At 75.5% G+C, this 18,456-nt stretch carries 21 protein-coding genes; 5 read left to right on the forward strand and 16 right to left on the reverse strand.

The annotated features are described in order from the left end of the window. The first annotated feature begins 3 nt into the window (after window positions 1-3). Window positions 4-495: a helix-turn-helix domain-containing protein gene (locus AKI01S_RS25255; RefSeq protein WP_084000217.1), complete on the forward strand. Its 492-nt coding sequence runs from the start codon at window positions 4-6 to the stop codon at window positions 493-495. Window positions 496-537: 42 nt separating this feature from the next. On the opposite strand, the gene AKI01S_RS25260 is transcribed toward AKI01S_RS25255, so the two are convergent. The 3 genes from AKI01S_RS25260 to AKI01S_RS25270 all read right to left on the reverse strand — a co-directional run bounded on the left by AKI01S_RS25260 (window position 538) and on the right by AKI01S_RS25270 (window position 3,633). Further along, window positions 538-1,518, reverse strand: coding sequence for an NAD(P)-dependent alcohol dehydrogenase (locus tag AKI01S_RS25260; RefSeq protein WP_067822958.1), 981 nt, complete (start codon window positions 1,516-1,518; stop codon window positions 538-540). Between the two features lie 218 nt (window positions 1,519-1,736). Further along, window positions 1,737-2,453 carry a TetR/AcrR family transcriptional regulator gene (locus AKI01S_RS25265; RefSeq protein ID WP_067822962.1) on the reverse strand — a complete coding sequence of 239 codons (717 nt, stop codon included), beginning with the start codon at window positions 2,451-2,453 and terminating at the stop codon, window positions 1,737-1,739. Window positions 2,454-2,727: 274 nt separating this feature from the next. Then, window positions 2,728-3,633 (reverse strand): hydroxymethylglutaryl-CoA lyase, encoded by a 906-nt coding sequence (locus tag AKI01S_RS25270; protein ID WP_157420131.1) that lies wholly within the window; start codon window positions 3,631-3,633, stop codon window positions 2,728-2,730. An 85-nt stretch (window positions 3,634-3,718) separates the two neighbouring features. Between AKI01S_RS25270 and AKI01S_RS25275 the strand changes: the two genes are divergently transcribed. Genes AKI01S_RS25275 through AKI01S_RS25285 form a run of 3 tightly spaced genes read left to right on the forward strand, consistent with a single transcriptional unit; the run spans window position 3,719 to window position 6,194 of the window. Then, window positions 3,719-4,372: a GntR family transcriptional regulator gene (locus tag AKI01S_RS25275; RefSeq protein WP_067822968.1), complete on the forward strand. Its 654-nt coding sequence runs from the start codon at window positions 3,719-3,721 to the stop codon at window positions 4,370-4,372. Then, a complete protein-coding gene (locus tag AKI01S_RS25280) occupies window positions 4,369-5,562 on the forward strand; it encodes a CaiB/BaiF CoA transferase family protein (RefSeq protein WP_067822971.1) in 1,194 nt (397 codons plus the stop codon). The genes AKI01S_RS25275 and AKI01S_RS25280 overlap by 4 nt, the downstream gene beginning before the upstream one ends. Continuing rightward, the gene (locus tag AKI01S_RS25285; RefSeq protein ID WP_067822974.1) at window positions 5,562-6,194 is read left to right on the forward strand and encodes an isochorismatase family protein; all 633 of its coding nucleotides are present in this window, start codon (window positions 5,562-5,564) and stop codon (window positions 6,192-6,194) included. Before AKI01S_RS25280 ends, AKI01S_RS25285 begins: the two co-directional genes overlap by 1 nt. Window positions 6,195-6,201: 7 nt before the next feature. Here AKI01S_RS25285 and AKI01S_RS25290 read toward each other — a convergent pair whose 3' ends face one another. After that, the gene (locus AKI01S_RS25290) at window positions 6,202-6,870 is read right to left on the reverse strand and encodes an ArsR/SmtB family transcription factor (RefSeq protein ID WP_084000219.1); all 669 of its coding nucleotides are present in this window, start codon (window positions 6,868-6,870) and stop codon (window positions 6,202-6,204) included. Window positions 6,871-6,883: 13 nt separating this feature from the next. On the opposite strand from AKI01S_RS25290, the gene AKI01S_RS25295 reads away from it, so the two are divergent. Further along, the gene (locus AKI01S_RS25295; RefSeq protein ID WP_067822979.1) at window positions 6,884-8,104 is read left to right on the forward strand and encodes an MFS transporter; all 1,221 of its coding nucleotides are present in this window, start codon (window positions 6,884-6,886) and stop codon (window positions 8,102-8,104) included. On the opposite strand, the gene AKI01S_RS25300 is transcribed toward AKI01S_RS25295, so the two are convergent. The 12 genes from AKI01S_RS25300 to AKI01S_RS25355 all read right to left on the reverse strand — a co-directional run bounded on the left by AKI01S_RS25300 (window position 8,078) and on the right by AKI01S_RS25355 (window position 18,402). Next, window positions 8,078-8,908, reverse strand: a complete 831-nt coding sequence (locus AKI01S_RS25300; protein WP_067822982.1) for an HpcH/HpaI aldolase/citrate lyase family protein — start codon at window positions 8,906-8,908, stop codon at window positions 8,078-8,080. The genes AKI01S_RS25295 and AKI01S_RS25300 overlap by 27 nt on opposite strands. Continuing rightward, the gene (locus tag AKI01S_RS25305) at window positions 8,905-10,068 is read right to left on the reverse strand and encodes an acyl-CoA dehydrogenase family protein (protein ID WP_067822985.1); all 1,164 of its coding nucleotides are present in this window, start codon (window positions 10,066-10,068) and stop codon (window positions 8,905-8,907) included. The genes AKI01S_RS25300 and AKI01S_RS25305 overlap by 4 nt, the downstream gene beginning before the upstream one ends. 4 nt (window positions 10,069-10,072) lie before the next feature. Then, window positions 10,073-10,462 carry a Zn-ribbon domain-containing OB-fold protein gene (locus AKI01S_RS25310; protein WP_067822988.1) on the reverse strand — a complete coding sequence of 130 codons (390 nt, stop codon included), beginning with the start codon at window positions 10,460-10,462 and terminating at the stop codon, window positions 10,073-10,075. Next, window positions 10,459-11,601: an acetyl-CoA acetyltransferase gene (locus AKI01S_RS25315; protein WP_067822991.1), complete on the reverse strand. Its 1,143-nt coding sequence runs from the start codon at window positions 11,599-11,601 to the stop codon at window positions 10,459-10,461. Before AKI01S_RS25315 ends, AKI01S_RS25310 begins: the two co-directional genes overlap by 4 nt. After that, on the reverse strand, window positions 11,598-11,996 hold the full coding sequence (locus tag AKI01S_RS25320) for a MaoC/PaaZ C-terminal domain-containing protein (protein WP_067822994.1): 399 nt from the start codon (window positions 11,994-11,996) through the stop codon (window positions 11,598-11,600). The genes AKI01S_RS25315 and AKI01S_RS25320 overlap by 4 nt, the downstream gene beginning before the upstream one ends. Further along, the gene (locus AKI01S_RS25325; protein ID WP_067822997.1) at window positions 11,993-12,490 is read right to left on the reverse strand and encodes an FAS1-like dehydratase domain-containing protein; all 498 of its coding nucleotides are present in this window, start codon (window positions 12,488-12,490) and stop codon (window positions 11,993-11,995) included. The genes AKI01S_RS25320 and AKI01S_RS25325 overlap by 4 nt, the downstream gene beginning before the upstream one ends. Further along, window positions 12,487-13,560 carry a RidA family protein gene (locus AKI01S_RS25330; RefSeq protein ID WP_084000223.1) on the reverse strand — a complete coding sequence of 358 codons (1,074 nt, stop codon included), beginning with the start codon at window positions 13,558-13,560 and terminating at the stop codon, window positions 12,487-12,489. The genes AKI01S_RS25325 and AKI01S_RS25330 overlap by 4 nt, the downstream gene beginning before the upstream one ends. After that, the gene (locus AKI01S_RS25335; protein WP_067823000.1) at window positions 13,550-14,890 is read right to left on the reverse strand and encodes an MmgE/PrpD family protein; all 1,341 of its coding nucleotides are present in this window, start codon (window positions 14,888-14,890) and stop codon (window positions 13,550-13,552) included. Before AKI01S_RS25335 ends, AKI01S_RS25330 begins: the two co-directional genes overlap by 11 nt. Continuing rightward, the gene (locus AKI01S_RS25340; protein WP_067823003.1) at window positions 14,887-16,089 is read right to left on the reverse strand and encodes a CaiB/BaiF CoA transferase family protein; all 1,203 of its coding nucleotides are present in this window, start codon (window positions 16,087-16,089) and stop codon (window positions 14,887-14,889) included. Before AKI01S_RS25340 ends, AKI01S_RS25335 begins: the two co-directional genes overlap by 4 nt. After that, window positions 16,086-17,105, reverse strand: a complete 1,020-nt coding sequence (locus AKI01S_RS25345; RefSeq protein WP_067823006.1) for an LLM class flavin-dependent oxidoreductase — start codon at window positions 17,103-17,105, stop codon at window positions 16,086-16,088. Before AKI01S_RS25345 ends, AKI01S_RS25340 begins: the two co-directional genes overlap by 4 nt. Beyond that, window positions 17,102-17,623, reverse strand: a complete 522-nt coding sequence (locus AKI01S_RS25350; protein ID WP_067823008.1) for a MaoC family dehydratase — start codon at window positions 17,621-17,623, stop codon at window positions 17,102-17,104. Before AKI01S_RS25350 ends, AKI01S_RS25345 begins: the two co-directional genes overlap by 4 nt. Window positions 17,624-17,691: 68 nt before the next feature. Continuing rightward, the gene (locus tag AKI01S_RS25355) at window positions 17,692-18,402 is read right to left on the reverse strand and encodes a FadR/GntR family transcriptional regulator (RefSeq protein ID WP_218009798.1); all 711 of its coding nucleotides are present in this window, start codon (window positions 18,400-18,402) and stop codon (window positions 17,692-17,694) included. Window positions 18,403-18,456: the final 54 nt, after the last annotated feature.

Consider the following 18,456-nt stretch of genomic DNA (forward strand, 5'->3'; position numbering starts at 1 on the left):
AACATGAAGTCAAGTGACTCGCTCCGGATCGGGGAGCTCGCCGCGCGGTTCGGTCTGGCGCCGCACGTCCTGCGCCACTGGGAGGCCATGGGCCTGCTGGTGCCCGCGGACCGGGTGAACGGCCGCCGCCGCTACACCCGCGACCACGCCGTCCGCGTCCTGACGATCCTGCGCGGCAAGTCGGCGGGGATGAGCCTGGAGCAGATCCGCGAGATGCTCGACGCCTCCGGCAGGGAGGGCCGCCAGGAGCTGCTCCGGCGGCACCACGAGGAGCTGGAGCGCCGCCTGCGGGAGATCGCGGCCTCCAAGGCGCTGATCGAGCATGCCATGCGGTGCACGGCCGAGGACTTCACGCGGTGCCCCAACTACCGGCGCGTTCTGGACCTGGAGGGGGTGGCCGGATTCCACGGCGCCCACGGGGGCGAGTGCGTGGTCAAGACCGCGCCGGTGCCCGGCGGCGACGGCACCGGCGAGGAGTCCCGCCGCGAAGCCTGACGGCAGGCTCGCGTGCCGCCCCCGTCCTTCGAAGGCGGGCGGTCAGAGGGTGATGGCGACCTTGCCGCGGGCGTGGCCCCGTTCGATGTAGCGCAGTGCCTCGGGGATCTCGGCGAACGGGTAGGTCCGGTCGATGACGGGGGCGAGCCGTTCCTCCTCCATGAGGTCGGCCAGGAGGCGCAGGTCCGCGGAGTTGGGCTTCCAGCGGACGGCGGCGATGCGCTGGCTGACGAAGGGGGAGGCCAGCGCCCCGCGGAGCATCTGCGCCGCCGGGCCCAGCAGCCCGCCGCGGGCCGAGGCGATGCCGCCCACGATCACGAGCGTCCCGCGTGGGGTCAGGGGGCGGCGCAGCTCCGCCAGTGACCGGTCGCCCACGATGTCCATGAGCAGGTCGTACCGCTCCTCCCGCTCGGTGAAGTCCTCCCGGGTGTAGTCCACGACGTCGTCCGCGCCCAGCGAGCGGACCAGGGCGACGTTGCGGGTGCTGCACACACCGGTGACCTCGGCTCCGAACGCCTTGGCTAGCTGGACGGCGAACGTGCCGATGCCGCCGGAGGCCCCGTTGACGAGGACCCGCTGCCCGGCGGCGATCCTCCCGGCGTCCCGCAGTCCCTGGAGCGCGGTGTGCGCGGCCATCGGCACCGACGCCGCCTGCTCGAAGGTGAGGGGGGCGGGTTTGAGGGCCAGCCTGTCGTGCGGGACGGCGACGGCCTCGGCGAACGAGCCCAGCCGGACCTCCCCGAAGACCTCGTCGCCGGGACGCAGCCCGGTCACCTCGTCGCCCACCCGTTCGACGACTCCGGCGAGGTCGGCGCCGGGCACCAGGCCCGGTCTCGGCCGCCGCAGGCCGATGCTCAGCCGCACCAGCTTCGGATGGGCCCGCAGGTGGCGCCAGTCGTAGGGGTTGACGGAGGCCGCCCGCACCCGGACCAGCACCTCGTCCCGGGCGATGTCGGGTTCCTCGACGTCCTTGAGGGTCAGCACGTCGGGCGGGCCGTAGCGGTCCCAGTTCCAGGCCTTCATGGCGTCTTCCCTTCGGTGGGGGGCCGTGACCCGGTGCCGATCTCCCGGGCCGGTGTCCTCGGCCGCTCTCGGCCGAGTTCCTGTCGTACGCCGTAAGGTTGTCTTACGCCGTAAGACTAACTTACGGCGTAAGAGAGTCAAGGGTGGTGGCGGAAACGGACCCGGCCGGCACCCGAGGGTGACGGAACGTCGGCGCGTTCAGTCGCGCCCGGCAGGGGTCAGGAGCCGGCGGCGCGGCGGCGTTCCAGCCCTTCGAGGATCAGGTCGAGCGCGAACTCGAACTCGAACTGGTCGTCGCAGAAGCCGAGGGTGCCTTCGGGATCGTCGTGGACGGCGTCCGCCAGCATCCCGACGATGTTCGGGAACCGGTCGGCCATCCGCTCCATCATCGCGGCGGCCTCGGCGTCCGCGGACCGCGCGCCGTCGGGCCGGAACAGCTCCTGGGTGAATCCGAGGGCGCGGCTGCCCAGGACGTGCAGCGCGCGATGGGCCAGGTCGAAGGTGAATCCGCCCGCCCGGAGGACGGCGACGACGTGGTCGTAGTAGGCGATGACGGCCGGGCTCGTGTCGGTGCGGGTTTCGAGCACCCGTGAGGCCCAGCGGTGGCGCAGGAACACCTCCCGGGCGGCGAGGATCCGCGCGCGCAGCGCCGCCCGCCAGTCCTGTTCCGGGGGCGGGGCCTCGACCGCGTCCACCGCCGCCATGACCTCTTCGAGGACCACCTCGACGACGCCGTCGAGAACGGCCTCCTTGTTAGCGACGTGGTGGTACAGCGACATCGCCTCCACCCCGACCTCCTGCGCGAGCCGGCGCATGGTGAGCGAGTCGAGGCCGTCGCGGTCGGCGAGTTCCACGGCGGCGCGCAGCACCCGTCTCCGGCTCAGCGGAACACGGGGCCGCTCGGCCGGATCGTCGGCGTCGGCCCGCAGGGTCATGGATCTTCCTTCCGACACACGCTGTCCGTACACGGTAAGTCTCCCCGGTCCGGCGCCCACGCGCGGCACCGGACCACCGGGACACCGAAGGCCCGTCCGCTCCCCTCGGAAAACCAGCGGGCCCTGTTCCGCGGCGACCGGGGCCGACGGGACGGCGAGGGCACCGCCTGGCGGTCCAGTGGAACGGCCGCGTGTGGAGCGCCACGGTGCCGCCGGGCGACCATGAGGTCTTCACCGACACTGTGGGTGAGCGGACTGGACCGGATGTTCCGGTTCAGCGGCGGTCAGGCGGGGGCGGGAAGGTTCCGGCGCGGCCGAGGAGGGCGGGGGCGGGTTTGCCGAGGTGGCCGCCGAGCCAGGCGCCGGTGGCGGCGACGGCCTCCGGGTCGACGCCGGTGGTGACGCCCTCGCGGTGGAGGGCGTAGAGGAGGTCCTCGGTGGCGATGTTGCCGGTGGCGGCGGGCGCGAACGGGCAGCCGCCGAACCCGCCGGTGCCGGCGTCCAGGACGGTGACCCCCTCGGCGACGGCGGCCAGCGCGTTGGCGTAGCCGGTGTTGCGGGTGTTGTGGAAGTGGAACCGCAGCGGGACGCCGGGGGCCGCGGCGCGGACCCGGCGGGTCAGGTCGCGGACCTGCCCCGGAACGCCGACCCCGATGGTGTCGGCCAGGGCGATCTCCCGCGCTCCGGCGGCGTGGGCGCGGCGGGCCAGCCCGGCGACGCGCGCGGGCGGGGTCTCGCCCTCGAACGGGCAGCCGAACGCGGCGGCGATCGTGATCCCGCAGCGCACGCCCGCGTCGGCGGCGGCCCCGGCGATGCCCTCGAACGCGTCCATGGCGGCGTCGGTCGTGACGCCCTGGTTGCGGACGCAGAAGGTGTCGGTGGCGACGACGACCGCGTTGACCTCGTCCACGGCGGCGGCCAGGGCGCGGTCGAGGCCGCGGCGGTTGAGGACCAGGCCGATGTAGGAGACGCCGCCCGGGCGCGGGACCCCGGCCATGACCTGTTCGGCGTCGGCCAGCCGGGGGACGCGTGCGGGGTGGGCGAAGCCGACGGCCTCGATCCGGGTGATCCCGGCGGCGACGCTGCGCTCGATCAGCTCGATCTTCACGTCGGCGGGCAGGACGCGGGCCTCGTTCTGCAGGCCGTCCCGGGGGCCGACTTCGACGATCGTTGTATGCAATTCTCCTCCATGTGATGGGCAATCCTTGTAACACCGGGAGACTATGTCCTAGATTGCATGCAATCCAGTGTCGGGAGGAAGACTCGTGCCTCGGGCCGCCGATGTCGCGTACGCGGAGCTGCGCCGCATGATCCTGTCGGGGGACGTCGCCGCCGGGTCCCGGCTGGGCGAGGCCGAGCTGGCCGGGACGCTGGGGCTGTCGCGCACGCCGGTGCGGGAGGCGTTGCAGCGGCTCGACGCCGACGGCCTGGTCGAGGTGCTCCCCCACCGGGGCGCGCGGGTGGTGCGGTGGACCGCCGCCGACCTGGCGGAGATCTTCGAGCTGCGGGGGCTGCTGGAGCCGTACGCGGCGGCGCGGGCGGCCCGGCGCGGCGTGCCCGCCGACGCCCTGGACGAGCTCGCCGCGTGCTGCGAGGCGATGGAGGCCGCGGCCGCCGAGGGCGACTTCCGGCGGGTGGCGGAGCTGAACGACCGCTTCCACGGCCGGGTGATCGCGCTGTCGGGCAACGGGCGGCTGCCCGCCATGCTGACGTCGGTGGTGCACGCGCCGCTGGTGCTGGACACGTTCCGCCGCTACGACGCCGCCGCGCTGGACCGCAGCATGCACCACCACCGCGAGCTGGTCGCCGCGCTGCGCGCGGGCGACCCCGTCTGGGCCGAGGCGGTGATGCGCTCGCACATCCGCGCCGCCGCCGACCATCTGATCGAACGCGTCCGCACCGACGAGGAGCCGACATGACCGAGACCCCCCTGGGCGACCTGCGCGTGGTGGAGATGGGACAGCTGCTCGCCGGGCCGTTCTGCGGCCAGCTGCTCGGCGACTTCGGCGCCGAGGTCATCAAGGTCGAGCCGCCGGGCGCGGGCGACCCGATGCGCGAGTGGGGGCGGGAGAAGCCGCACGGCCGGTCGCTGTGGTGGCCGATCCTGGCCCGCAACAAGAAGTCGGTGACCCTCGACCTGCGCGCGGCCGAAGGGCAGGCGCTCGCGCGGCGGCTCATCGCCGAGGCGGACGTGCTGGTGGAGAACTTCCGGCCCGGGACCCTGGAGCGCTGGGGCCTGTCCCCCGAGGCGCTGTGGGCCGACAACCCGGGGCTGGTCGTCACGCGGGTCACCGGGTACGGGCAGGACGGGCCGTACGCGCCGCGCGCCGGGTTCGGGTCGGTCGGCGAGGCGATGGGCGGCATCCGGTACGTCACCGGGGACCCCGACCGCCCGCCGTCGCGGACGGGCATCTCGCTGGGCGACGAGCTGGCCGGGACGTTCGCGGCGCTCGGCACGCTGGTGGCGCTGCACGCCCGGCGCCGCACCGGGCGCGGGCAGGTCGTGGACTCGGCGCTGTACGAGGCGGTGCTGGCGATGATGGAGTCCCTGGTGCCCGAGTGGGACATCGCGGGCTATCAGCGGGAGCGCACCGGGTCGGTGCTGCCGAACGTCGCGCCCAGCAACGTCTACCCCACCGCCGACGGCCCGGTCCTCATCGCCGCCAACCGCGACACGATCTGGCGGCGGCTGGCCGGGCTGATGGGCCGTCCCGAACTCGCCGACGACGAGCGGTACGCCACCCACGGCGCGCGCGGAGAGAACGCCGACGCCCTGGACGACCTGATCGCCGCGTGGACGTCCGGCTGGGAGTCGGGTCCGCTGCTGAGGCTGCTGCACGACAACGGCGTCCCGGCCGGGCTGATCTACCGCGCCCGGGACATGCTGGACGACCCGCACTTCCGGGCGCGGGAGGCGATCGTGCGGCTCGCGCACCCGGAGTTCGGGGACTTCCCCATGCAGAACGTGTTCCCCCGGCTGTCGGAGACCCCGGGGCGGGTGCGTTCGCCGGGTCCGGAGCTGGGGCGGCACAACGCGGAGGTGTACGGCGGGCTGCTCGGCCTGGCCGCGTCCGAGATCGCCGCGCTGGTCGGGAACGGCACGATCTGATGGACCCGCTGGAGGCCGACTACCGGGCGGCCGGGTTCGGCGGGAGGCTGCCGTTCGGGGAGCGTCCCGCCGTGCTGGTCGTCGACGTGGTCCGCGCCTACCTGGACCGGGGGTCGCCGCTGTACGCGGGGGTGGAGGACGCGGTCGCGGCGGCGGCGCGGCTGGTGGCGGCGGCGCGCGGACGCGGGGTGCCGGTGGTGTTCACGCGGGTGGAGTACGGGCCGGGCGGGCGCGACGGCGGGCTGTTCTACCGGAAGGTCCCGGCGCTGCGCTGCTTCGACCGGGGCAGCCCGTGGGGCGGCTTCCCCGCCGACCCCTCCCCCGCGCCCGACGAGACCGTGGTGGTCAAGCAGTACGCCAGCGCGTTCTTCGGCACGGGCCTGGCGGCGACGCTGACGGCGATGCGGGTGGACACCGTGCTGCTGTGCGGGCTGTCCACCAGCGGGTGCGTGCGGGCGAGCGCGGTGGACGCGGTGCAGCACGGGTTCGTCCCGGTGGTGGTGCGCGAGGCGTGCGGGGACCGCGACCCCCGCCCGCACGAGGCGAGCCTGTTCGACCTCCAGGCCAAGTACGCCGAGGTGGTGTCCCTGGAGACCGCCCTGTCCGCCCTGCCCGCGCCATCGGCCGGTTAGCTCCGCGCTACCGGCCGGTCAGCAGGGCCTCGGCGTCCGGGGCCTCGGTCAGGAGGCGCTCGTGGGGGCCGGGCCGCAGCAGGCCGCGTTCGCTGAGGGAACGCAGGATCGCCGCGCCGAGCGCGCCGCCGAGGTGGGGCGTTCCGGCGGTCGAGTCCAGGCAGCCGACCGCCAGGTGGCGGCGGCCGAGGTCGGGCGGGGTGACGCCGAGGCGCTCCAGTTCGGCCGCCAGGGCGGGCCCGGAGGTGAGGGGCGCCTCGGGACCGTCGCCGGGGACGAGGGCGCGGGCCGCGACGAGACGGCGGTAGAGCAGGACGCCCAGCTCCCCGGCGAGATGGTCGTAGCACAGGCGGGCGCGGGCGAACGCGGTCGGCTCCGGGTCGCGTTCCTCCTCCCCGGCCAGGGCGTCCAGGGCGCGCACGAACGCGGCGGTGCGGTCGGGGGCGGTCAGCCGGTAGACGGCGACGCGGCCGGAGCGGCGGGAGGCGACGAGCCCGGCGTCGCGCAGCACGGCCAGATGGTTGGCCAGCCGGGACGCGCTCACGGCGAGGCGGTCGGCCATGGCCCCGGCGGGCAGTTCCCGTTCCCGTGCCAGCAGGCGCAGAACGGCGAAGCGCAGCGGGTCGGCGACCACGCCCAGTATCCGCTCCCCCTTGACAACACGAGCGTCATTCATACTTCATTGTTGCATGAATAATGACAGCAGGCGAGTCGTGCGGCGGTTGCTGCTGGGCAGCGGGATCAATGGGCTGGGCGGTGGTGTCTGGTTCACCGTCTGGGCGCTCTACCTCACCCGCGACCTGGGCATTCCGCCGGGCCGGGCCGGGCTGGCGCTGCTCGTGGCGGGGGCGGTCGGGCTGGCGCTGGCGGTGCCGGTGGGCGCGGTCGCCGACCGGTACGGGGCGCGGCGCGTGCTGGTCGTGCTGTACCTGGTGCGGGGCGGGGCGGCGCTGGCGTTCCTGCTGGTACGGGACCTGCCGAGCCTGGTGGTGGCGGCCGCGCTGTTCGACGGCGCGCAGATCGTCGGGATGGGCGTGCAGGGCGCGCTGGTCGCCGGCCTGTTCGAGGGCGGGGAGCGGGTGCGGGTGCTGGCGCTGAACCGGGCGGTCGTGCACGCCACCAACGCGCTCGGCGCGGCGGGCGGGGCGGTGGTGCTGACGATCGACGAGCACTGGGCCTACGCGACCGCCATCGCGTTCAACGCCGTCACGTTCGTGGTCGCCGCCTGCACGCTGCGGGGCGTGCCCGAGGCCCCGACCGTGGAACGTTCCGCACGGTGGGCGGGGCTGCGCGGCGAAGCGGTCCGCGACCTGCCCTACATCGCGGTGATGGCGCCGGTGGCGGGGCTGACCCTGTGCTGGGCGATGCTGTCGGCGGGGGTGCCGCTGTGGGTGTCGGAGCACACCGACGCGCCGCCCGCCGTGGCGGCCGTGGCCGTGGTGATCAGCGCGGTGTTCATCGCGGTGCTCCAGACCCCCGTCAGCGTGCGCGTGCGGACCGTCTCCCAGGGCGCGCGGGCCGCGACGTGGGCGGGCGGGCTGCTGGCGGCGAGCTGCCTGGTGCTGGTCGGCGCGCCGTGGCTGGGCGCGGCCGTCGTGCTGGCGGCGGTGGTGGTGCACGTGGCCGGGGAGCTGCTGTTCACGGCGGGCCAGTGGCAGTTGTCGATGGAGCTGATGCGCGAGGACCGCAAGGGCGAGTACCAGGGCCTGAACGCGGCGCTGACCGGCGTGGTGATGACGTTCGCCCCCGCGGTCGTCACGGCCCTGGTCGGCGGGCTGGCGGCGGTGGGGTGGGTGGTGCTGGCGCTGGTGTTCGCGGCGTGCGCCGCGCCGGTGGTGCCGCTGGCGCGGTGGGCCGAGCGGACGCGGCCGGCCGAGGCCGTGTCAGTCCGCGAGCAGGCGGCGCGCTGAGCGGACGACCGCCTCGTCCACCAGCCGGCCGTCGTCGTCCAGGCAGACGCCGGTGCCGCCGGCCGTCGCCGCCTCGTGGCGGGCCAGCAGGTCGCGGGCGCGCGCCAGCTCGTCGGGGGTGGGGGTGAAGACCTCGTTGACGACGGGGAGCTGGGCCGGGTGGACGCAGGCGCGGCCGCGGAAGCCCAGGCGTTTGAGGGCCCGGGTCGAGTCGCGCAGGGCGGCCAGGTCGCGGACGTCGGTGCTGACGGGGGCGATCGGCGGTTCGATGCGGGCGGCGGCGCTGGCCAGCACGATCCGGGAGCGGGCGTACAGCAGCTCGCGCTCGTCGGGACCGGGTTCGACGCCGAGGTCGGCGCGCAGGTCGGCCTCGCCGAGCTGGAGGCGGACCACGCGGGGGGCGCGGGCCAGCGCGGGGGCGTCGAGGACCGCGGCGGCCGACTCCAGCAGCGGCACGACGCCGAGGCGGCGCAGGCCCCGTTCCCTCTCCAGGCCGGTGAGCAGGGCGTCCAGCGCGGCCAGCTCCCCGACGGTCTCGGCCTTGGCGACGCACACCCCGGTGAGGCCCGGCAGGGCGACGGCACGGACGTCGTCGTGTCCCCGCTCGCCGGGGTTGACGCGCACCCACACGCGGGGGCCGCGCGGACGGGTCGCCAGCCAGTCGGCGACGGTCCGGCGGGCGGCGGCCTTGGCGGCGAGGGGGACGGCGTCCTCCAGATCGACGATCAGCTCGTCGGCGTCGCGGCGCGGCGCGGTGGCGAGCTTGCCCGGGGCGTCGCCGGGGACGTACAGGGCCGACCTCATCCGATCACCGCCCGGCCGGAGGTGAGCGCGCGGGCGATGACGACGCGCATGATGTCGTTGGTGCCCTCGCCGATGCTCATCAGCGGGGCGTCCCGGTACAGGCGCTCCACCACGAACTCGGTGGAGTAGCCGTGGCCGCCGTGGATCTGCATGGCCGCCAGGGAGCAGTCGACGGCCGCCTCCGAGGCGAACGTCTTGGCCATCCCCGCCTCCATGTCCACGCGCCGGCCCGCGTCGGCCTGGGAGGCCGCCCAGTAGACCAGCAGCCGGGCGGCCTGGACCTTGATGGCCATGTCGGCGAGCTTGAGCTGCACGGCCTGGAAGTCGTGGATCGGACGGCCGAACGCCTCGCGCCGGGCGGCGTAGGCCAGCGCCTCGTCGTAGGCGGCCTGGGCGATGCCGAGGGAGCGGGCGGCGACGTTGAGGCGTCCGGTCTCCAGCCCCGACAGGACCTGCTGCATGCCCCGGCCCTCCACGCCGCCGAGCAGGTCGGCGGCCGGGACGCGGACCTCGTCCAGGACGACCTCGCAGGACTCGGTGCCCTTGTAGCCGAGCTTGGGCAGGTCGCGCAGCACCTGGAAGCCCGGGGCGGCGGCGTCGACGAGCAGGACCGACATGCCCCGGTGGGCGGGGGTCGCCGCCGGGTCGGTCTTGACCAGGACGGGCAGCGGGTCGGCGTGGCGGGCGTTGGTGATCCAGGTCTTGCGGCCGGTGACCACGTAGTGGTCGCCGTCGCGGCGGGCCACGGTCCCGATGCCCTGGAGGTCGGTGCCGGCGGAGGGCTCGGTGAGGGCGACGCCGGTGCGGCGCGCGCCGGTCGCCAGGTCGGGCAGGTGGCGCCGCCGCTGGTCAGCGGTGCCGTGGTCGGCGATCATCCGGCAGGCCAGCGAGTGGCTGCCGAGGATCCCGGCGATCCCCATCCACGCCCTGGAGATCTCCTCGAAGACGAGCGCGAACGACACCATGTCGACGGCCAGCCCGCCGTACTCCTCGGGCACGGTCAGCCCGAACAGCCCGAGCCTCCGCATCCCCTCGACGATCTCGGCCGGGTAGCGGCCGGAGGCCTCCCACTCCCGGGCGACGGGCCGGATCTCCCGGTCGGCGAACGCGCGCAGGGTGTCGCGGAACAGGCGCTGGTCGTCGTCGAGCGTGAAGTCCACCGGATCACTCCTTGGCGAAGACGGGAAGGTGGCGGCCGTCGGGCAGGGGACGCCAGGCGACGCGGACGGGTTCGTCGCACGTCCAGGCGGACGGGTCGGCGCCAACGAGGCGGGTCAGCAGGATCGGCCCCTCGGCGAGGCGGACGCGCGCCACCACGTAGGGCGTCTCCAGGCCGGGGCGCGGGGCGCGGTGGACGACGGTGAAGGAGTCGACGGTGCCGCGTCCGGAGACGTCGGTGAAGTCGAGCGCGGTGCCGCCGCAGCCGGTGCACAGCGCGCGGGGGTAGTGCTGGCGGTGGCCGCACTCCAGGCAGCGCTGGACGGTGAGGCGCCGCTCGCGGGTGGCCTCCCACCAGGGGCGGGTCACCCCGTCGACGGGGATCTCCTCGTTCATCGGTCGGCTCCCAGCAGGACGGTGGCGTGGGTGGAGAAGACGCCGCCGGTGCCGTGGGCGAGGGCGGTCTCGGCGCCCTGGACCTGCCGGTCGCCGCACTCGCCGCGTAGCTGCCGGACGGCCTCCACCAGCAGCAGCACCCCGAACTGGCCGGGGTGGTTGTAGGACAGGCCGCCGCCGGAGGTGTTGAGCGGGAACGCGCCGCCGGGACGGGTCCGGCCGTCCCCGACGAACGCGGCCGCCTCGCCCCGCCCGCAGAACCCCAGCCCTTCGAGGGTGAGCAGGACCGTGATGGTGAACGAGTCGTACAGCTGCGCCACGTCCACGTCGGCGGGCCGCAGCCCCGCCATCGCGAACGCCCGCCGCCCCGACGCGAACGAGCCGGGACGCAGCAGGTCGTCGTCGCCCGTCATGGAGGTGTGGGTGGTGGACTCGCCGTAGCCGAGCACCACGACCGGGGGCCGGGGCAGGTCGCGGGCGCGGTCCAGGGAGGTCAGCACGACCGCGCCGCCGCCGTCGGTGACCAGGCAGCAGTCGGCGGCGGTGAGCGGCGAGGAGACCATGGGCGCGCCCAGTACCGCGTCCACGGTGAGCGGGCCCGCGCCGTAGCGGTACGCCGCGGGGTTGCGCAGCGCCCATTCGCGGGCGGCGACCGCGACCTCGGCGAGGTGTTCGCGTTCGGCGCCGTAGGCGTGCAGGTAGCGTTGCGCGGCCATGGCGTAGTACGAGATCGGGTACAGCGGCCCGTAGGGCGCCTCGAACTGCGCCTCCGGGACGTGGGGCTCCACCGCGCCGCCCAGCGAGCGCGACCGCGCCGAACGCTGGTTCGACCCGTAGGAGATGACGACCGTGGAGCACTGCCCGGCGTCGATGGCCTGCGCGGCGCGCGCCACGTACATCTCGAACGCCGACCCGCCCGCGGACGTCGAGTCCGTCCAGGCGGGCCGCAGGCCCAGGTAGTCGGCGACCTGGGCGGCCGGGAAACGGGACACCCCGGCGGTGGCCAGGCCGTCCACGTCGCGCAGGGTGAGCCCGGCGTCGGCCAGCGCTCGGGTGACGGCCTGGGACTGGAGGGCGAGGACCGACTTCCCGGTGACGCCGAGGTCGGACTCGGCCGCCCCGGCGATCGCGGCGGTCATGGGCCGGTCTCCACGGTCGCGCCCGCCGGGGCGACGGCGGTCCGGCCGTCCCCGGCGACCTCGACGCGCTGCTCGACGGTGACCAGGCCGTCCCGGACGGCGGTGACCTCGCCGGTGCAGCGCACGGTCTCGCCCGCGAACACCATGCTCGCGAAGCGGAAGCGCAGGGTCCGGACGCGGGCGCGCGGGCCCAGCCAGTCCTGGAGCTGCTCGGCCAGCAGCGCGCCGAACACCTGCCCGTCCACGACGGGGCCGGGCAGGTCCCTGGCCGCCAGGTAGGCGGGGTCGTAGTGCAGGCGGTGCCAGTCCCAGGTCGCGCCCGCGTAGGCGATCATGTCGGGCAGGTCGATGCGGCGTTCCAGCGGGGGGACGGCCGTGCCGGGTGCGATGGTCATGTCTTCTCCGCCAGGGCGACGTAGACGAGGGTCTCGGTGTTGGTCGCCAGGGGTTCGCCGCGCGCGTCGGTGTAGCGGGCGGTGGAGGTGACGATCAGCAGGGGGCGGGCCCCGGTCCGTTCGGTGACGTCGTCGATCCGCCAGGTCACGGTGATGACGTCGGTGGGCAGCACGGGCCGGTGGAAGGTGTAGTGGTTGCCGCCGCGCACCAGGCGCGTCCCGGGGATGTCCAGCCGCCAGGTGTGCCCGGCGTAGCCGTCGTCGTCGCGGGGCAGCCCGGCGTACTGGTTGGTCTCGCAGACCAGTGTGGGCGGGGCGACGACCGAGGCGTACCCGTGCGCGCGGGCGTGGGTCTCGTCGGTGTAGAGCGGGTTGTCGTCGCCGACCGCGAGGGCGAAGTAGCGGATCGAGGCGCGGCCGAGCTCCTCCGGCGCGGTGTAGGAGACCTCGCGGCCGACCAGCGCCCTGATCTCCTCGGTGAGCAGGGCGGTCACGCGACCACCGCCGTGGGCACGACCTCGATGAGGAACTCGGGGCGCAGCAGCGCCGAGCAGACCACCGAGGTGAGGGCGGGGGCGTCGCCGAAGTGCGCGCGGCGCAGGCCGGTGAGCCGGTCGTGGTCGGCGGCGGCACCGGGGGTGATGTACTCGACCAGGTGGGTGACGGCCGTTCCGTCGAGACCGGCCTCGCGCAGCACGGCCGTGACGGAGGCGTAGGTGAACTCGGCCTGGGCGAGCAGGTCGCCGTCGAAGACCGCCTTCTGGGTGGCGGGCTCCAGGGCGGCGAACCCCGACATGAACAGCGTGCGGCCCGCGAGGACGCCCGGTTTGTAGGTGAGGGTGTCGTAGCGGCGCCAGCCGGGGTTGACGGCGCGGAGCGGCGCGGTGGAGGCGACGGCGGTGAGGGAGACCATCGCGCCGGGCACCACCGGGTGGTCCGTGAGGATGCCCGCCGCGCCCGGGTGCACGGGCCTGCCGTCGGCGCCGGTCCCGCCGAGCAGCTCGGCGCGCGGGCGGCCGCAGCGCGGGTATTCGGCGCGGGTGGCCCCGGCGGTGTGGTCGGTGGTCCGCACCACGGCGTCCAGGCCCAGCCCGGCGGCCTCGAGGAGGTCGCCGACGCGTTCCAGGCAGTAGCGGTACTGGGCGCGGAAGTCGCCCTCGTGGACGGGGCCGTCGCCGTCGTGCGGGTGGACGCTGGGCAGGTGGACGATCCCGTCGGCGACGCGCAGGGCGCCGCGGTGCAGGCCCCGGTCGGGGTGGGCGGTCACCAGGTCGCCGCCGCCGGGGAACGCGGTCGGCTCGACGGCGAGCTCGGCGCCGGGGCCGGGGCCGGGCAGCGCCTCGACGGGGACGGTCGCGACCGGGACGCGGTGGTCGCCCAGCGCCGCGGCGCGGGCCCGCTCCACCCGGGGGTAGTCGGCCAGCGCGGCGGCGGTGGCGTACTCCACCACGTGCACGGTGTCGGCGGGGCCCAGCCCGGCGGCCGCGAGCGAGGCGACGGCTCCGGCGTAGGCCTGTTCGGCGGTTCCGGCGACGGCGGGCGGCCGCGCGGTGTCACGGGGCATGGCTCTCCAATGCGGTCATGAGGGGGGCCGTGGACGGCAGGTCCGCCAGGGTGAGGGCGAGGTCGGCGACCGGTTCGGCCCCCGGTCCGAGGTTGGCCAGGGCCTTGGCGCGGACGGTGGCGTCGAGGTCGGGGTCGCCCGGGCCGCCGCGGCTGCGCGGCACGTGCGCGGTGACCCACTCGCCGGAGGCGGTGCGGGCGCGGACCCGGCCGGGCTGGTCGGCGGCGGCCCCGCCGAACGCGACGGTCTCGGTGCGGACGCGCGCGGCCAGGGCCAGGACCTCGGGGCGGTCGATCCGGTCGTAGGTGGCGAGGGTGACCTCGCCGTCGGTCAGCATCGCCGCCAGGCTCCACGGCAGGCTGAACCGGGCGTCGTAGGAGTTGCGCGGACGCCGCCCGCCCGGCCCGCACACGATCGCGGCGGCGTCCGGGTGGACCTCGGCGACGATCTCCACATGGTCGCCGGGCGGGAGGGCGCGGGCCGCGTCGAGCTGGGCGTGCAGGAGCTGGCAGGCCGGGTAGGGCTTGACGGTGATCCGCGTGGTCTCCCAGCGTCCGCCGAGGCCGCCGAGCAGCTCGTCCCGGTCGGGCGCGCGGGCGGCGAGGGCGCGGTAGAGGCCGCGTTCGCCCTCCAGGACCGTGGCGGGGCCGGTCATCCCGGCGGCGGCCAGCGCGGCGGCGACCATGCCGTCGTGGGCGGCGAAGCCGGGGTGGAGCCGCTTGGTGGAGGCCCCGGTGCCGAGGAACTCCAGCAGGCCGCCCGCCCGGCTCCCGGCGATGCCGAGGGCGTTGACGGCCTGGTCGGCGGTGAGGCCGCGCAGGCGCGCCGCGACGAGCGCGGCGGCGAGGACGCCGCAGACGGCGGTGGCGTGCAGGCCGCGCGCGTGGAAGGCGTGGGGCGCCGCCGCCGCGAGACGGCAGACGGTCTCCAGCCCGACGACGAGGGCGGTGATCGTCTCCTCGCCGCCGTGCCCGGCGTGTTCGGCCTCGGCGAGCACCACGGGCAGGACGGGGGCGGTGGCGTGCACGAGGCCGCGCGTGTGGGTGTCGTCGAAGTCGAGGGCGTGCACGAGCACGCCGTTGGCCAGCGCCGCCGCCGGGCGCGACAGCCGTTCGCCGGGCAGGCCGAGCACGCTCGCCTCGGGCCGCCCGCCGCCCAGCGAGCGGGCGACGTCCACGGCGGGCCCGGCGGCGCGGGCGCGGCTCGCGGCGACGGCGCAGCCCAGCCCGTCGAGCAGGTGCCGGGCCGCCGCGCTCCGGACCGCGTCCGGGACGTCGCCGGGGCGGAGGGAGAGGGCCCAGGAGGTGAGGGTCTCGGCGATCGCGGTCATGCGGGCGTCCCGAACGCGCCCGCGGCGGTCAGCTCGTCGACGCGGGCGCCGGGGTAGCCGAGGACGTCCCGCACGATGTGGTCGAAGTCCTCGCCGCGGCGCGGGGCGCGGCGGTGGGCGGGGCGTCCGGTGCCGACGCGGACCGGGGAGGCGAGGTTGCGGACGGTGCCGTAGCGGGGGTGCTCGGTCTCCACGATCAGGTCGCGGGCGAGGGTGTGGTCGTCGGTCAGCGCCCGCGCGACGTCGTTGACGGGGCCGCAGGGGACCGACGCGGCCTGGAGGGGGGCGAGCCATCCGGCGACGGTGCGGGCCGCGAAGACCTCCTCCAGCAGGGGCAGCAGGTCGGCGGCGTTGCGCCGCCGGTCGGCGAAGGTCGCGAAGCGCGGATCGGCCGCCAGCTCGGGGCGTTCGATCGCGGCGGTGAGCCGCCGCCAGAACTTCTCCTTGGCGCAGCCGACCACCAGCCAGCCGTCCTTGGCCCGGAACGCCTGGAACGGCACCAGCGACGGGTGCGCCGAGTGCCGGGTCCGCGCCGGGGTGAAGCCCGCGTTGAGGTGCCAGACGCCCGGATAGGTCAGCATCGCGATCGCGGTGTCGAACAGCGACACGTCGCAGTCCATGCCCGCGCCGTCGCGGCGCGCGGCGTGCAGCCCGGCCATCAGCGCCAGCGCGGCGACCAGCCCGCCGGAGTAGTCGACCAGCGACAGGCCCGACTTGGCGGGCGGACCGCCGGGCTCGCCGGTGAGGTCCATCCACCCGGCCAGGCCCTGGAGGACGTAGTCGTAGCCGGGGTGCGCGCTGCGCGGCCCGGTCATCCCGAAGCCCGTCAGCGAGCAGCACACGATCGCCGGGTTGAGGTGCTTGAGGTCGTCGTAGGTGATGGCGAGCCTGGCGGGGACGTCGCCGCGCAGGTTGGAGTAGACGGCGTCGCCGGCGCGGACCAGGTCCTCGAACACCGCGCGGCCCGCCGGGACCGACAGGTCCAGCGAAAGCGACCGCTTGTTGCGGTTGAACGCCTCGAAGAACAGCGAGTCCCCGTCCTCGGCGTACGGGGGGACGTGGCGTCCCACGTCGCCGCCGGTGCGCGGGTCCTCGATCTTGATGATCTCGGCGCCGAGGTCGGCCAGGTGCAGCGACCCGAACGGGCCCGCCCCGTACTGCTCCAGCGCGATGACCCGCACGTCCTGCAGGGGTCTCATGTCAGCTCCCGGATGAGGTCGATGACGCGGGCCTGGGCCCGGCGGATCTCCGCCGGGGCGAGGCCGTGGGTGGGCGGGGTGAGCTTCACGGTGTCGGCGAGGCCCGCGTAGGCGCGCAGGCGGTCCCGGACCCGGCCGGGGTCGCCGGTCAGGGTGAAGGCGTCCACCATCGCGTCGGGCACCGCGTCCGCCAGGTGGTCGGCCCCGGCCCCGGCGCGGAACGCCCCGGCCACCCGGCGCTGCGCGCCGGCGAGGCCGTGGAAGGCGAAGAAGCCGGCGTAGGTGCGCACCGAGGCGTAGAACCCGACGGGCCCGGCGGCGCGGCGGCGCGCCTCGGCGGGGTCGTCGTCGATCGAGCAGACGGCGGAGACGACCACCTCCAGGTCGGCGCGGTCGCGTCCGGCGCGGGCCAGGCCGGTGGCGAGGGCGGGCCCGGCGCGGTCGCGCAGCCAGGCGGGCGAGCACAGCTCGTGGGAGATCCAGCCGTCGCCGACCTCCCCGGCCAGCGCGGTCATCGCCGGGCCGAGGCCCGCCAGGTGGACCGGGACCGCGCGGCGGGCGGGCGGGTACGGGCGGCGGAAGCCGCGCACGCGCAGCGGCTCGTGCTCGCCCTCCAGGATCATGGGGTCGCCGTCGGCGGCGTGGGCGACGACGTGCCGGACGGCGGCGACGGTCTCGCGCAGGTGCGCGACCGGGTTCCCCCAGCGGGCGTTGTGCCAGTCCTCGTTGAGCCGCCGCACGCCGCTGCCGAGGCCCAGCGTGAACCGGCCGCCCGACAGCTCGTCCAGGTCCATGGCCTCCAGCGCGGTCACCATCGGGCTGCGGGTGAACGCCAGGGCGACCGCCGTCCCCACCCGGGCGGTGGTGGTCGCGGCGGCCAGCGCGGCGGCCGTGACGGTGGCGCTGCGGTGCAGCTCGGGCACCCACAGCGCCTCGGCGCCGGCGTCCTCGGCGGCCCGCCCGGCCGCGACCAGCTCGTCCAGCGTCTCGCCCCACGGGCCGTAGGCGATCCTCACGGCAGTTCCATGGGGCCGGTCCTGGCCTGCGGGAAGTAGCCCTTGTCGTGCGGGGCGTCGCGTTTGTAGACCATGACGGTGCGCTCCCAGGAGACGACCTCGTCGCCGTCCTGGTTGAGGCCGCGCGTGCGGCAGGTGACGATCCCGGCGTAGGGGCGGGACCGCGACTCGCGCGTGGCGGTGACCAGGGACTCGGCGTAGACGGTGTCGCCGACGAACACCGGGTGGGTGAGCCGGATGTCGGTCCAGCCCAGGTTGAGCAGCGCGGTCTGGCTCATGTCGATGACCGACAGGCCCAGCACCAGCGCCACCGTCAGCCCGGAGTTGACGATGACGCGGCCGTAGGGGGCGCGGGCGGCGAAGTCGGCGTTGAAGTGGTTCTGGTTGGTGTTGAGCGTCAGCAGCGTGAACCAGGTGTTGTCGGCCTCGGTGACCGTGCGGCCGAACGGGTGCTGGTAGACGTCGCCGACCTGGAAGTCCTCGTAGTGGCGTCCGATGTCCGGACCATGAACGGCCACGGCGTCACCCCTCGGGTGCGGGATCCGTTGTCAGCCGCCGTCACCGTAAAGGTCTGATGTTTCGGGCGTCAACCCTCGGCCCGGTCGGCGGAGTCGATGGACAGGTAGGTCGAGCGCAGGTGCCCCAGGTGCGCGCGGGCCGCCGCGCGGGCGCCGCGCTCGTCCCCGGCCTCGACGCGGGCCAGGATCTCGCGGTGGTCGGCGTCGACCCGGTGCCAGAAGCGGGGCGGGGCGTTCTCGCGCAGGAACCGCTCGTTCAGCACCCCGAACACCGGGCGGGCGACGACCTCCAGCAGCGGGTTCCCGGCGGCGCGCAGCAGGACGGCGTGGAAGTGCCGGTTCGGCTCGTAGATCTCGGCGGGGTCCACGGCGGCCGGGTCGAACAGCGCGGCGCGCAGCGCGGCCAGGTCGGCCTCGTCGCGGCGGGTCGCGGCCAGCCCCGCGGCGGGCACCTCCAGCAGCTCCCGGATCTCCAGCAGCTGGTCCACGCTGACCTGCGCGGTCCCGGCGAGCAGGCCAAGCCCGGTGGCCAGGTGCTCGCTGAGCTGCTCGGGCCGGGGGTGGGCGACGAAGGTGCCCCCGGCGACGCCGCGCACGGTGGTGACCAGGTGCTGGCTGGCCAGCAGCCGCAGCGCCTCGCGCACGGTGCTGCGGGAGACGCCGTAGCGCGCGCACATCTCCGGTTCGACCGGGAGCCGGTCCCCGGGCCGGTACTCCCCGGCGAGGATGCGGCGGCGCAGGTCGGCGGCGAGGGCGGCGTAGGCGGGTCCGGCGGTCACGCGAGGCATGCTACGGCGAAAAAGTCAGACCTTCTTGACGTCCACCGCCACGCC

Source organism: Actinomadura kijaniata NBRC 14229, assembly GCF_001552175.1.
Classification (GTDB): Bacteria; Actinomycetota; Actinomycetes; order Streptosporangiales; family Streptosporangiaceae; genus Spirillospora; species Spirillospora kijaniata.

Excerpts from the sequence above, each read along its gene's own strand:
- AKI01S_RS25280 (WP_067822971.1), top strand. The coding sequence starts at position 4,369 with ATGACCGAGACCCCCCTGGGCGACCTGCGCGTGGTGGAGATGGGACAG.
- AKI01S_RS25260 (WP_067822958.1), bottom strand. The coding sequence starts at position 1,518 with ATGAAGGCCTGGAACTGGGACCGCTACGGCCCGCCCGACGTGCTGACC.
- AKI01S_RS25290 (WP_084000219.1), bottom strand. The coding sequence starts at position 6,870 with ATGAATGACGCTCGTGTTGTCAAGGGGGAGCGGATACTGGGCGTGGTC.
- AKI01S_RS25310 (WP_067822988.1), bottom strand. The coding sequence starts at position 10,462 with ATGAACGAGGAGATCCCCGTCGACGGGGTGACCCGCCCCTGGTGGGAG.
- AKI01S_RS25320 (WP_067822994.1), bottom strand. The coding sequence starts at position 11,996 with ATGACCATCGCACCCGGCACGGCCGTCCCCCCGCTGGAACGCCGCATC.
- AKI01S_RS25295 (WP_067822979.1), top strand. The coding sequence starts at position 6,884 with ATGAATAATGACAGCAGGCGAGTCGTGCGGCGGTTGCTGCTGGGCAGC.
- AKI01S_RS25300 (WP_067822982.1), bottom strand. The coding sequence starts at position 8,908 with ATGAGGTCGGCCCTGTACGTCCCCGGCGACGCCCCGGGCAAGCTCGCC.
- AKI01S_RS25285 (WP_067822974.1), top strand. The coding sequence starts at position 5,562 with ATGGACCCGCTGGAGGCCGACTACCGGGCGGCCGGGTTCGGCGGGAGG.
- AKI01S_RS25315 (WP_067822991.1), bottom strand. The coding sequence starts at position 11,601 with ATGACCGCCGCGATCGCCGGGGCGGCCGAGTCCGACCTCGGCGTCACC.
- AKI01S_RS25335 (WP_067823000.1), bottom strand. The coding sequence starts at position 14,890 with ATGACCGCGATCGCCGAGACCCTCACCTCCTGGGCCCTCTCCCTCCGC.
- AKI01S_RS25330 (WP_084000223.1), bottom strand. The coding sequence starts at position 13,560 with ATGCCCCGTGACACCGCGCGGCCGCCCGCCGTCGCCGGAACCGCCGAA.
- AKI01S_RS25265 (WP_067822962.1), bottom strand. The coding sequence starts at position 2,453 with ATGACCCTGCGGGCCGACGCCGACGATCCGGCCGAGCGGCCCCGTGTT.
- AKI01S_RS25340 (WP_067823003.1), bottom strand. The coding sequence starts at position 16,089 with ATGAGACCCCTGCAGGACGTGCGGGTCATCGCGCTGGAGCAGTACGGG.
- AKI01S_RS25255 (WP_084000217.1), top strand. The coding sequence starts at position 4 with ATGAAGTCAAGTGACTCGCTCCGGATCGGGGAGCTCGCCGCGCGGTTC.